The sequence below is a fragment of the Kribbella albertanoniae genome (assembly GCF_004348455.1).
Lineage (GTDB): Bacteria > Actinomycetota > Actinomycetes > Propionibacteriales > Kribbellaceae > Kribbella > Kribbella albertanoniae.
The window spans coordinates 45,007-57,234 of sequence record NZ_SMKA01000002.1 but is presented as its reverse complement, the minus strand read 5'-3'; the positions used below and the strand labels follow the sequence as shown (position 1 = coordinate 57,234).

13 protein-coding genes are annotated in these 12,228 nt (G+C 66.7%); 9 read left to right on the top strand and 4 right to left on the bottom strand.

Annotated features, from left to right (window positions below):
* Window positions 1-6: 6 nt before the first annotated feature.
* Entirely contained in the window at window positions 7-387 is a 381-nt protein-coding gene (locus tag E1261_RS01085; RefSeq protein ID WP_132400274.1) for a hypothetical protein, read from the bottom strand.
* Between the two features lie 108 nt (window positions 388-495).
* Here E1261_RS01085 and E1261_RS01080 point away from each other — a divergent pair, with 108 nt between their 5' ends.
* Window positions 496-885 carry an ester cyclase gene (locus tag E1261_RS01080; protein ID WP_132400271.1) on the top strand — a complete coding sequence of 130 codons (390 nt, stop codon included), beginning with the start codon at window positions 496-498 and terminating at the stop codon, window positions 883-885.
* Here E1261_RS01080 and E1261_RS01075 read toward each other — a convergent pair.
* Together E1261_RS01075 and E1261_RS01070 are read right to left on the bottom strand one after the other, a co-directional pair.
* The gene (locus E1261_RS01075) at window positions 862-1,278 is read right to left on the bottom strand and encodes a hypothetical protein (RefSeq protein ID WP_132400268.1); all 417 of its coding nucleotides are present in this window, start codon (window positions 1,276-1,278) and stop codon (window positions 862-864) included. The two genes, E1261_RS01080 and E1261_RS01075, sit on opposite strands and share 24 nt — an antisense overlap.
* A complete protein-coding gene (locus E1261_RS01070) occupies window positions 1,275-1,997 on the bottom strand; it encodes an SDR family oxidoreductase (protein ID WP_132400265.1) in 723 nt (240 codons plus the stop codon). Before E1261_RS01070 ends, E1261_RS01075 begins: the two co-directional genes overlap by 4 nt.
* Window positions 1,998-2,338: 341 nt before the next feature.
* Between E1261_RS01070 and E1261_RS01065 the strand changes: the two genes are divergently transcribed.
* The 7 genes from E1261_RS01065 to E1261_RS01035 all read left to right on the top strand — a co-directional run bounded on the left by E1261_RS01065 (window position 2,339) and on the right by E1261_RS01035 (window position 9,079).
* Complete coding sequence (locus E1261_RS01065) at window positions 2,339-3,142, top strand: methyltransferase domain-containing protein (RefSeq protein ID WP_165952297.1); 804 nt, start codon at window positions 2,339-2,341, stop codon at window positions 3,140-3,142.
* A 99-nt stretch (window positions 3,143-3,241) separates the two neighbouring features.
* Window positions 3,242-4,381 carry an NAD(P)/FAD-dependent oxidoreductase gene (locus tag E1261_RS01060; protein ID WP_202874236.1) on the top strand — a complete coding sequence of 380 codons (1,140 nt, stop codon included), beginning with the start codon at window positions 3,242-3,244 and terminating at the stop codon, window positions 4,379-4,381.
* A gap of 24 nt (window positions 4,382-4,405) precedes the next feature.
* On the top strand, window positions 4,406-5,617 hold the full coding sequence (locus E1261_RS01055; RefSeq protein ID WP_132400259.1) for a cytochrome P450: 1,212 nt from the start codon (window positions 4,406-4,408) through the stop codon (window positions 5,615-5,617).
* A gap of 21 nt (window positions 5,618-5,638) precedes the next feature.
* The gene (locus E1261_RS01050; protein ID WP_132400256.1) at window positions 5,639-6,844 is read left to right on the top strand and encodes a cytochrome P450; all 1,206 of its coding nucleotides are present in this window, start codon (window positions 5,639-5,641) and stop codon (window positions 6,842-6,844) included.
* Between the two features lie 26 nt (window positions 6,845-6,870).
* Entirely contained in the window at window positions 6,871-7,065 is a 195-nt protein-coding gene (locus E1261_RS01045) for a ferredoxin (protein ID WP_132400253.1), read from the top strand.
* Between the two features lie 60 nt (window positions 7,066-7,125).
* Window positions 7,126-8,406 carry an FAD-dependent monooxygenase gene (locus tag E1261_RS01040; protein WP_165952296.1) on the top strand — a complete coding sequence of 427 codons (1,281 nt, stop codon included), beginning with the start codon at window positions 7,126-7,128 and terminating at the stop codon, window positions 8,404-8,406.
* Window positions 8,375-9,079: a TetR/AcrR family transcriptional regulator gene (locus E1261_RS01035; RefSeq protein WP_132400250.1), complete on the top strand. Its 705-nt coding sequence runs from the start codon at window positions 8,375-8,377 to the stop codon at window positions 9,077-9,079. The genes E1261_RS01040 and E1261_RS01035 overlap by 32 nt, the downstream gene beginning before the upstream one ends.
* Window positions 9,080-9,092: 13 nt before the next feature.
* On the opposite strand, the gene E1261_RS01030 is transcribed toward E1261_RS01035, so the two are convergent.
* Window positions 9,093-9,761: an FMN-dependent NADH-azoreductase gene (locus E1261_RS01030; protein WP_132400247.1), complete on the bottom strand. Its 669-nt coding sequence runs from the start codon at window positions 9,759-9,761 to the stop codon at window positions 9,093-9,095.
* A 194-nt stretch (window positions 9,762-9,955) separates the two neighbouring features.
* Between E1261_RS01030 and E1261_RS01025 the strand changes: the two genes are divergently transcribed.
* A complete protein-coding gene (locus tag E1261_RS01025; RefSeq protein WP_132400244.1) occupies window positions 9,956-12,208 on the top strand; it encodes an LLM class flavin-dependent oxidoreductase in 2,253 nt (750 codons plus the stop codon).
* The last annotated feature ends 20 nt before the right edge of the window (window positions 12,209-12,228 follow it).

The window sequence follows — 12,228 nt, the reverse complement described above, 5'->3', positions numbered from 1 at the left end:
GGTCGGCTATTTCGGCAACCACCACGAACCGCAGGCGTCGCCCCCCAGGGCATTCGGCCCACAGACCCGGAACCGGATCACCTTGCTGGTCAGCTCTTGCGAGTTGGAGCTGTCCGTCGGGGAGTAGATCTGACGCAGCTGGTCGTCCCCTTGCTGGTAATAGTCGGCATGTGCGCCCTTCCCCCCGACCCGGATCCAACTGCCGTTGATCGGGTACTGGTTGTCGACCTCAGCTTCGTACCGGTAGGCCGGATGAGTCACTTCATGGGCGATCCAGCAGACGTCAGCACAGTGCTTGAGCTCGCGAACGGGTGCCGCCTGGCTCACCGCGGCCACAGCTGCTCCAACGGCAACTGCCACCGTGCGGACGCGGCCAAGTCTCTTCATGCCGACCCTCCTCGTGAGCGCGTGCCGCAGATATATCGCACTCGAGCGGCACGATCCTGGGCATCCGACTCCTACCCGAAGCTCCGGAGGGTCACGCAGAGTAGGTAGATGCATCAGGAACTTCGTGACTTCTACCGGCTCTACCTGGAGATGGTGAACTCCCACGAATTCGCCCGGATCGGCGAGTTTTTTCACGACACGATCGATTTCAACGGCACGTCGCTCACTCGCGACGACATGGCCGCCTGGATGCGGGGAAACATCGCGGCTGTGCCGGACTTGTGGTTGACCGCCGACGAGCCAATCGTCGAGGGGAGCCGGCTGGCGGTACGCATCATCATCAGCGGCACGCCCCAGCAGGAGTGGCTCGGCCTCGCACCGAACGGAGCGACGGTCACCTTTAGTGAAACGGCCTTCTACGAGGTCGAGGAAGGCCGTTTCAGGAGCATCCGGAATTTGATGGACATGGATTCGCTACGCGCCCAACTGCTGGCCTGACGTCGTGAACGCCTTGCTGCGGGTCGCGATCAGGGCGGTCAGTGGCAGGAGCACGCTGAGGGAGAAGACGACCACCAGCTCGATCGACAGCCCGCGCTCGTGCGGGTGCAGATGTCCGAGGTGGAAGACGAGGTGGGTGAGCGCGTACGCCGTGTAGGCCAGCAGCGCGACTCTGGTCAGTAGAAGGTCGAAGGTGACGGCGGCCATCGTCAGCACGAGGCCGAGCCCGAGTTTCTCGCCACCGACGTCCTGCATCAGGTGCTCGCTGTACGGCGGCGTCCAGTCCAGGGTGGGGAGCGCGTAGAAGTTGGCCGGGAAGAACGTCATCCAGCCGGCCAGGATCAGATCGCCGACGCCGAACACCGCGAGGACGAGGCGCACATAGGCCCTCATGACTTCCCACCAAGATAGTCAGCGAACGTGATGTGCCCGTACGACGGTCCGTCGACGAGCGCAGCGCCGTCGTCGAAGGCGCGGAAAAGCTTGCCCGGGGCCCGTACCGGCAGCACCAGCCGCCGCGATCCGTGCGCAGCCTTCCAGGCCCGGGCGAGGTCCGTCACGGGCTGCCGCTCCGGTCCACCGATGTCCGGCACCCGACCAGCAGCCGGCCCGCCGGCGAGCTCGGTCAGCCGGACCGCGACATCCTGGACCGCGATCGGCTGCAGCGTGATCGACGGCGCCAGGATGAACGGGCCTTTCACACTGAAGAGACGGTCGAGCAGGCTGTGGAACTGGGTGGCCCGCAAGATCGTGTAGGCCTCCCGCTCCTCGACCAGCCGCTCGGCGGCGACCTTGTAGCGGTAGTAGGCCAGCGGAATCCGGTCAGCACCAGCGATCGACATGTAGACGATGTGCGTCGGCAGCGGCGTGACATCGAGCAGATTCTGGGTCTGCACAACGTCTTTCCGGCCCTGACCAGTGGCGAGATGGACGACGGTGTCGACGCCGGCGACCGCCGCATCGAGACCTTGCCCAGTCGTCAGATCACCGCTCACCAGGCCCTGCCCGGCCCGCCGGCTGAGGACCCGCACCGTGTGGCCGGCCGCACGAAGATGTTCGACCGTGGGCCGGCCAAGGGAGCCGGTGCCGCCAGTCACGAGGATGGTTGACATGTGCTGTCCTTTCGTCATCAGCCAGGACAGCACCAGCCCGCCATTTTGTGACAGCGCAACATTACATTTTCAGAACGGCTACAGGTGGGTGGCGTTGAACCAGTCCGGAGGGCAGGTACCGCACGGCCGGTAAGCGTCTGCTGTGGTTGGTGCTGATGGCAACAGGAGACCACCTGCGGCTACCGCGCCCACCACGGCGGCGAACAGGATTCTCTTCACAAGATTCATGACGAACTCCTCTCGGCTACGGATATCGAAAACACCGTAGGCACCTGGACGAGCTGCAGGGTATGAATCCGAGTCCTACGGAGGCTTGGGCACACCGGTGTTTCGTCGTACCCATGGAGCGCGCGACGATTCAGGTCGGCAGTTTCACACGCGCCGGGGAAGCGCACAGCGATGCTGCGGGTTTGGCGTTCGTCCTCGACCAGATGGCGCAGCGGCCCGCCGTACAGACCTTGAAGGCCTGGGCAGCTGAGCAGTTGGCGCCGATCACGGGAGAGACGGCGGTCGATGTCGGGTCGGGGACCGGCGAGGAGGTGGCCGCGTTCGCCGAGCTGGGGCTGCGCGCGATCGGGGTCGAGCCGAGCGCGGGACTGCGAGCCGAGGCGGTACGGCGATGGCCGGGCAGCCGGCTGCAGTTCGTGGACGGCGTCGCTGACCGGCTGCCGTTCGCCGACGACTCGGTCGACGTACTGCGCTGTGAACGTGTCCTCCAGCATGTCGAGGATCCGGCCGGAGCGGTGCGGGAGATGGCCCGGGTCCTCCGGCCCGGTGGCCGGATCGTGCTGATCGATACCGACTGGCAGACGTTGCTCGTCCATCCGGCCGATCCCGACGTTCTGCGGCGGATGGTCGATGCGGTCCGGTCCCAGTCGGCCACCCCGCACTCGGGCCGGCAACTGCGCGAGCAACTGGTCGGCGCCGGGCTCGAGATCACCGGGGAGACCGCTGCGACGTCGCTGGATCCGCAGGCGGATGCGCGCCAAGGGTTCGCGTCGCTGATGCGCGTCCAGGCGCAGCAGTCGGGCGCGATCACCGCGGCGGAGGGCGAAGCTTTCGCCACCCGCATCGCCGAGGCCGCGGACCGGGGTGCCTTCCACTTGTCGTTGACGATGTACGCCGTGAGCGCCGTCAAGGCCTGACAACCTAGGAGTCAAATTCCTAGGCTGACCGCGTCACAGCGGCGAGGTGGTGCGGGTCTACACAGTGTGAGTAGATCATCACTGAAAGTTTCGAGCGTATTGATCGTCGGTGCCTCGGCTGCCGGCCTGTCGACCGCGGAAGCCCTGCGCAGGCAGGGCTACCAGGACCCGATCACGATCCTCGGGGCCGAGGCGGACCCGCCGTACGATCGTCCGCCGTTGTCGAAGCAGTACCTGCGCGGCGACTGGGACGCCGACCGCACCAGGCTCCGGCCGGACTCGATGCTGGACGCGCTGGGTGCAAACTTCATCCTTGGCGACCCGGCGATCTCCCTCGACGTGGATCGCCGACTAGTCCGGAGCGCAGCCGGGCGCGAACTTGCGGCCGACGCCATCGTCATCGCCACCGGACTCCGACCGCGCGCCCTTCCCGACCAGGCCGGGCTGGCCGGTGTCCATGTCCTCCGCACCCTCGCCGATGCGGCCGCGCTGCGCGCCGACCTCAGCAACGCCCCCAAGGTGGTGGTGGTTGGCAACGGCGTACTCGGGGTGGAGCTCGCCGCCACTGCTCGTCAATTGGGGTGCGCCGTGACGCTGACAGGGCGACAAGCCGCTCCGATGGAGAGCCAGTTCGGGCCGATGGTCGCTGGACTGGTGGCACAACTGCACACGACTGAGGGCGTCGAGCTGCACTCGGGTACGGCGGTCACTGGCCTGACGCCAGCGGATGGGCGGGTGACCGGCGTACAGCTGGCCGGCGGCGACCACTTACCGGCCGAGGTCGTGATCGTTGCCATCGGCTCCGAACCTGTGACGGACTGGTTGGCCGGCAGCGGGTTGCGCCTCGACGACGGCGTCGTGTGCGACTCGCGATGCCGAGCGGCCGACGGCATCTACGCCGCCGGTGATGTCGCACGCTGGTACCACGATGGCCAGAGAGCCTTGCTCCGCTTGGAGAATCGGACGAACGCCACCGAGCAAGCCGCCTGCGTGGCAGCCAACATCGTCGGTGAATCACATTCCTACGTACCCGTTCCGTACTTCTGGTCCGATCAGTTCGTCACCAAGATCCAGGTCCACGGAATCCAGACGGCCGACGCCGAAGTGACCGTCGTCGAAGGCAACCCGGCCGACCACCGGTTCATCGCCCACTACCGCCGCGACGACCGGGTGATCGCCGTACTCGGCTGGAACATGCCCAAACAGATCCGCCTACACAAGCAGCAGTACCTGACGTAGCGCCACGACCCGAAAGGAAACGCGATGACAACAACCGATGCGGTGCCGGAATACCCGATGACCAGGGCCGAGGGCTGCCCGTTCGACCCGCCCCCGCAACTCACCCAGCTGCAGCGGGAGGCGCCGCTGGTCAAGGTCGGGATCTTCGGTAAGCCGGCCTGGATGGTCACCCGGTACGCCGATCAACGGCAGTTGCTGCCCGACAAGCGGATCAGCGCGGATGTGTTCCGGCCCGACTTTCCGGGCGCGACCCGGGAGCCGCTCCCGGAGAGCGAACGGCGCTCGGTCGGATTCGTTGTGATGGACGACCCCGAGCATGCCCGGTTGCGGCGGATGGTCAGCGCGCCGTTCGCGATCAAGCGGGTCGAGGCGATGCGCCCGCGGATCCAGGGCATCGCGGACCGGCTCATCGACCACCTGCTGGACGGACCCCGGCCGGTCGATCTGGTGACGGCATTCGCCCTGCCGATGGGGTTGCAGGTCATCTGTGAGCTGCTGGGGGTGCCGTACGAAGACCGGGACAGCTTCGAGCGGGACAGCAATCAGCTGGCCAATACCAGCCTTCCGATGGAGGTCCGGGTCCAGGCCCGGATCAGAATCGGCAAGTACCTGGACAAGCTGGTCGGCGACAAGCTCGCCCGTCCCGGTGACGACCTGTTGTCCGGTTTGACCGCGCAGATCCGCGCCGGCGAGCTGACCCGCTGGGACGCTGCCGGAATCGGCGTCCTCCTGCTGTCCGCCGGACACGAGACGGCCAGCAACATGATTGCCCTCAGCACCTTGGCGCTGCTCGAGAATCCCGACCAGCTCAAGCTGCTGCGCGACTCCGACGACCCAGCCGTCGTAGCCGGCGCGGTCGAGGAACTGCTGCGCTACCTGACGATCAACCATCATTCCCGCCGGCGCCAGGTCATCGAGGACTTCGAGTACGACGGCCAACTGCTCAAGGCCGGCGAGGGCATCCTGTTCCCCAGCGACATCGCCAACCGGGATCCGAGCGTGTTCGAAGAGCCGGACCGACTCGACCTGACCCGGGACGCGAGCCGGCACATCACGTTCAGCGTGGGCCCACATGCATGCCTGGGGCAACCCTTGGCGCGGGTGGAGCTGCAGGTCGTCTTCAGCACGCTCTACCGCCGGATCCCGACCCTGCGGCGCGCGGTGCCACTGGACGAGCTCAGTTTCAAACAGGACGTCGCCACATACGGCGTCCACTCGCTCCCGGTGACCTGGTAGCCAATCTCTGAAAGGACTGCGATGAGCACCGACCATGTGCCCGAATATCCGATGCCCCGGGCGGCGGGGTGCCCGTTCGATCCGCCGCCACTGCTGAAACAGCTGCAGGAAGAAGCTCCGCTGACACCGATCTCGGTCTTCGGCAAACCGGCCTGGATGATCACCCGGTACGCCGGTCAGCGGCTGCTCGCCGATCCGCGGCTCAGCTCCGATGTCTCCCGGCCGAACTTCCAGGGCTCCAGTCCGCAACTACTGCCGCAGGACGATCGGTTCGGGGCCGGGTTCATCGCGCTGGACGACCCCGAACATTCCCGGATGCGGCGGATGGTGACGGCGCCGTTCACCGTCAAGCGCGTCGAGGCGCTCCGCCCGAAAGTGCAGAGCATCGTCGACCGGCTGATCGACGACCTGCTCGCCGGGCCGAACCCGGCCGATCTGATGGCGGCGCTGGCCCTACCCATCCCCTCCTTGGTGATCTGCGAATTGCTCGGCGTCCCGTACGAGAACCACGACTTCTTCCAGCAGAACAGCCTGTCCCTGCTCGACACCACGGCCGGCCCGGCTGACCAGCTGAAGGCCCACTCCAACCTCGGCAGCTTCCTCGACGAGCTGATCGGTCAGAAGATCACCAACCCCGGCGAGGACCTCCTGACGGACCTCGCCGAGCAGGTCCGGGCCGGGAACCTCAGCCGCAGCGAGGCGGCCGGAAACGGACTGCTGATGCTGGTCGCCGGCCACGAGACAACCGCGAACATGATTGCCCTCGGCACCCTGGCGCTGCTCGAGCACCCGGACCAGTTCGAGCTGCTGAAGAAGACCGACGATCCGTCCGCCGTCGGGGGCGCCGTCGAGGAGCTCCTGCGCTACCTGAACATCGCCCACAAGGGCCGCTGGCGCCAGGTCGTCGAGGACATCGAGTTCGAAGGTCACACGCTGAAGGCCGGCGACAACGTGGTCTTCGCCAACAACATCGCGAACCGGGATCCCGCGGTGTTCGCGGATCCGGACACCCTCGACCTGACCCGGGACGCACGCCAGCACGTCGCGTTCGGCTTCGGCCCGCATGCATGCCTCGGGCAACCACTGGCGCGGATGGAGCTCAAGGTCGTCTACCACACGCTCTACCACCGGATCCCGACCTTGCGGCTGGCAGTGCCGCTGGAGGAGATCCCGTTCAAGCATGACGCCACCGTGTACGGCGTCGCCTCGCTGCCCGTCACCTGGTAACCCCACCACAACGAATCGAGGACATCATGAAGATCATCGTCGACCAGGACAAGTGCGTAGCTTCCGGGCAATGCGTCAGCAGCGCGCCAGACGTCTTCGACCAGCGCGAGGACGACGGCATCGTCGTACTGCTCAACGACAACCCACCGGCCGGACTGGCCGACGACGTCCGCCAGGCCGCCGCGCTCTGCCCGGCCCTGGTGATCACCATCGTCGAGTAGGAGTCAAATTCCTACTCACGGAACTGACCACTTGACCAATCGGGTCAGTATGATCGAAGTATGGATCAGACGACAGCGAGGCGAGTCCTCGTAGTGGGTATGGGAATCAGTGGAATGGCGACCGCCCGGCGGCTGCGGCTGGCGGGATGGGAGCCGGTGATCATCGAGCGCTCGCCGGCCAGGCGACTGGGCGGGTACTTCGTCGCCCTGTTCGGGGCCGGGCGGCTGGCAGCCGAGCGGCTGGGGCTGCTCGATCACATGCATGACCGGAAGTCCCTGAAACAAGGCGTCGACATCGACCGCAGCGGCAAGCAGCGACCAGGGCTGAACTACGCGGACCTGCCGGGGCAGCCCTGGCTGCTGCTGCGCAGCGATGTGGAGCAGGCCGCGTTCACGGCGCTGCCCGAGGACGTGGAAGTGCGGTACGCGACCGTGCCGACCGCTATCACGCAGGACGCCGACGGCGTCGACGTGACTCTCCTGAACAAGGCAACCGGGGACTCCAGCACCGAGCGCTTCGACCTGGTCGTCGGAGCCGACGGACTCCGCTCGACGGTCCGCTCCCTCGTGTTCGGGCCGCACGAGCGCTTCGTCAGCCGGATGGGATACATGATCGCGGCCTACGAGTACGCCGGTACGCCGTCCGGCCTGAAGGCGGGCGTCGGAGCGACCTTCCTGGAGCCGAATCGCTCGATGTGGGTCTATGCCTTCGCCGACCACGACCCGACCATCCTGCTGACCTACCGAACGAAGGACGTGGATGCCGAGTTGTCCCGGCCGGCGATCGAGAGCATCCGCGCCGCGTTCGGCGAGCGGCCCCCGGCGGTACTCGAGGACATCCTGGACAACCTCGAGGCCAGCAAGAACGTCTTGTTCGACTCGGCGGAGCAGGTGCGGATGGACTCATGGCACCAAGGCAGGGTGGTTCTGCTCGGCGACTCCGCGTGGTGCGTGACGCTGTACGCCGGCATGGGGGTTTCCGCGGCGCTCGCGGGCGCCGACCTGCTCGGTACCATGCTCGAACAGCGCCCCGACGACCTCGAGACCGTCCTCACCGACTGGGAGCGCGGCCTGCGGCCGTACACGTCGTTCTACCAGACCAACGCCTTCGAGGACCGCGGCTTCTTCGTCGCGGACAACTGGCTGCAGATCCTCCTGCGGCGGGCGCTTCCCGTCATCGGGAAGACCCGGCTCGGACAGCGCCTGCTCGATAAGATGTTCCACGTCGACGGCGTCATCAAGTACAAGAGTGCGGACATCCTGGACGAGGTTCTGGGTGGTTCACCTCACCAGCGCAAGGAGTCACAGGTTGCCCAGCACGCCCGGCACTCTGCCGCCTAAGGCGGCGCGGCTGCTCGCTGCCGCGGGAGAACTACTACTGGCCCGCGGCAGCAAGGGCGTGACGATCGCGGAGGTGGCCCGCAAGGGACACACCGGCAAGGGAACGGTCTACCTGTACTGGAAGACCAAGGAAGACCTGCTGCTGGATCTCATGTGCCGCGACTTCCTTGACCTGGCCGGCGAGTTGACCGACCTGCTCGCCGGCGACCATGAGCTCATCCGGCCATCCCGGTTGTGTCCCACCCTGCTCGACCTGGCCCGGGCGCATCCGTACGTCGATGCCCTGCGCAGCAACGACGCCGAGCTGCTCGGCGTACTGACGACCGACGATCGCTCGGCCACACTGCTGGACGCACTCGGACCGGACGCCCTGGTGCGCCGGATCCTGCCGATCTGGCGAACGCACCTGCTGGCCAGGACGGACTGGACGGTCGCGGACCAGACGATGGCGGTCAACTACCTCTTCTCGGGAGTCATGACCTCGACGAGCGACGCACCCCTGGAAGAGGTTCGCGCGGCCAACCGCGTGGCGGCTGCCGCGTTCACCGCGCTCCTCGGCCCCGAGGAGGCAGGCCCCAAAGAACTACGCGCTGCCGCCGAAGGCGCCCTGGGGGCCTTGGCGGAGCAGCGCGTCACCGTCACGAACCTGCTGTCGCAGCCAGTCCCAGTGTGACGTCGTACAGCTGTCAGACAGCTTTGCCGGTCAGTTCCTTGGCGACCGCGAGACCGTGCTCCTCAGCTGTGGCGTGAGCACCGGACTCGGATTCCTTGGACAAGTCGACCAGCTCTTCCATGCCCGGGGTGACCGGGGCCAGGGTGAGCTCGGCAGCCGCGATCCGGAGGTTCATCCCGAACATGTCACCGAAGATGCGCTCCAGGTACGGCGTGGCGTGGTCCCAGCCGTGCTTCGGCGTACCGACCTGGTAGCCGCCGCCGCGCGCGATGGTGATGATGGCCGGGCGGCCCTGCAGCGGGTTCGCTGCCCCGAGCAGTTCGTCGTCGAAGACCAGTAGGTCCACCCAGACCTTCACGTGCTGGGCGATGCCGTAGTTGTACATCGGAACCGCGAGCAGCAACGCGTCGGCGCTCTTGATCTCGTCCGCGAGCTCGGCGACCAGCGCCTCGGCATCGGTCAAGAGGTCGCGTTCGGCCGCAGTGGCGGGCTCCTCGCCGTACTTCGCCCTGGCCAGCGCCGGCCAAGCAGTGGCCGGTAGCGGGTCGCGGCCGAGGTCGCGGCGGACCACCACACCGTCCGGGTGCTCGGCCTTCCAGGCCGCTTCAGCACTGTCGGCGAGCGCCCGGCTGACCGATCCGTTCAGGCGCACGCTGGCGTCGACGCGGAGCAAGGTCGTCATAGTCGTTCTCTCCCTGAGACTGTTTCAAGATCTTCTGTTCCGAAGATCATCTGCAGCCGGAACGTATTCGCCAGGGCCAGCGGGACGGTAGGAGTTCCACACCCACGCAGATGTCCGGGAATGCGTCATCATGGAGATGGGTTGAAATTTCTATAATCTGACTTGCAGATTATCTACTTCCGGAAGGAAATGAAGTGACCGACTACGGGCATGAGCTGCTGGTCGGGGCGTTTCTGACGCCCTCGGCGGGTGACGCGGATCGGGTCGTGGGCCTGGCGGAGATCGCGGACTCGGCGGGCCTGGACGTGGTGACGTTCCAGGATCACCCGTACAACCCGGGGTTTCTGGACACCTGGACCTTGATGAGCTGGATCGCCGCCCGGACGCAGCGGATCAAGGTCGCCGGGAACGTACTCAACCTGCCGCTCCGTCCGCCCGCCGTACTGGCGAAGGCATCGGCCAGCCTGGATCTGCTGTCCCACGGACGATTCGAGCTGGGCATCGGAGCCGGCGGATTCCCGGACGCCGTGCACGGAATGGGCGGCGGCGGGATGAAGACGCCGGGCGAGCGGCTGGAGGCACTGTCCGAGGCGATCGACATCATGCGCGGTCTGTGGGACGTCGACACCCGCGGGGCTTTCCGGTTCGAAGGGAAGCACTACCAGGTCCCGGGAACGAAGCGCGGGCCGCGGCCGGCGCACGACATCTCGGTGTGGCTCGGAGCCTACAAACCGCGGATCCTCGAGCTGACGGGACGCAAGGGCGACGGCTGGTTGCCGACCCTGGAGTACCTGGAGCCGGGCGCGCACATCACCGGTAACACCGCCATCGACGAGGCCGCGGTTGCAGCCGGTCGCGATCCGCGCGAGATCATCCGGATGCTCAACCTGATGCCCCCAGGGCCGGACTCGTTCCTCAAGGGCGGCCCGGAGAGCTGGGCGGAGCAGATCCTGCCGCTCGTGCTCGAGCACGGCTTCAGTGCGTTCTTCCTGATCGGCGAAGACGCGCGCGCACTCCAGGTCCTCGGCCAGGAGGTTGCCCCGCAACTGCGCGAGCTCGTCGAGAAGGAGCGGAGGGTCGAACGAACTCCGGCCGCACTGGCAGCGCGAGTGCCTGGGATCGACTACGACGCGCTGCCCGTGGAGTTACACGCGAAGGCGGTCGAGCCGGGCGATTCGTCGTACGACAAAGTGCGGCACACCTTTGCCCGCAAGGGATCCCCGGGCCTTGTCATCCAAGCGGGAACCGTCGACGAGGTCCGCTCCGCGCTGGCGTACGCACGCAGCCAGGATGTCTCGATCTCGGTCCGCAGCGGCGGCCACGGCTTCAGCGGACGCTCGACCAACGACGGCGGGATCGTCATCGACCTCGGCAAGATGAACGCCGTCGAGGTCCTCGACCGGGAACGCCGGCTCGTCCGCGTCGAACCCGGCGCGCGCTGGGGCCAGGTCGCCGCCGCGCTCGAGCCGCACGGGCTCGTGATCAGCTCCGGCGACTTCGGCGGGGTCGGCGTCGGCGGGTTGGCGACGACCGCCGGCCTGGGCTACCTCGCCCGCAGCTACGGTCTGACCATCGACCACATCCGGGCGGTCGAGATCGTGTTGGCCGACGGATCGTTCCACCGGATCGACGCCGAGCACGAGCCAGACCTGTTCTGGGCGGTGCGTGGTGCCGGCGGGAACTTCGGCATCGTCACCGCCTTCGAGATCGAGGCGACCGAGTTGCACGACGTCGTCCACGCAACCTTGTACGTCGATGCCTCGGAGACCGCCGCGGTGATGGAGCGCTGGGGCCGGCTGGTGGAGGACGCACCGCGCGAGCTGACCAGCTTCATGGCGCTGTTCCCAGCACGCCGCGGACAGCCGCCGATCGCGCAGATCATTCTGGTGTACGCGGGTGACGATGTGACGTTGGCGCAGGAAGCACTGGCGCCGTTCGTCTCGGTGGGTCCGGTTCTCGAGCAGGAAGCCGAGCTGACGCCGTACGCGTCGGTGATCCAGTTGCCCGACTACCGGCACGACGGCAACGGTCCGAGGCACAACCGCAGTGGTCTGCTGGATCACCTGACACCGGAGAGCTCCGCGATCATCGAGAAGATGATCAAGTCCGGCAAGATCCTGATGATGCAGTTCCGCTCGGCCGGTGGCGCGGTCAACGACGTACCGGTCGAGGCGACGGCGTACGCACACCGCAAGCAGAACTTCTCCGTCGTCAGCGTCACCTTCCCCGACTGGACGTCGTACCAGGACCAGCTGTGGAGCGAGCTCTACCCACACCTCGACGGCATGTACCTGAGCTTCGAAACCACCACCGACCCGGAGCGCCTGCTCGACGCCTTCCCCGCCCCGACCCTGTGCCGCCTCCGCGCCCTGAAAACCAAGTACGACCCAGACAGCATCTTCGACAAGAACTTCGACCTCACCAAAGCCGACCTACTCCCGCAGTGACGTCACAACGAACTTCCCTG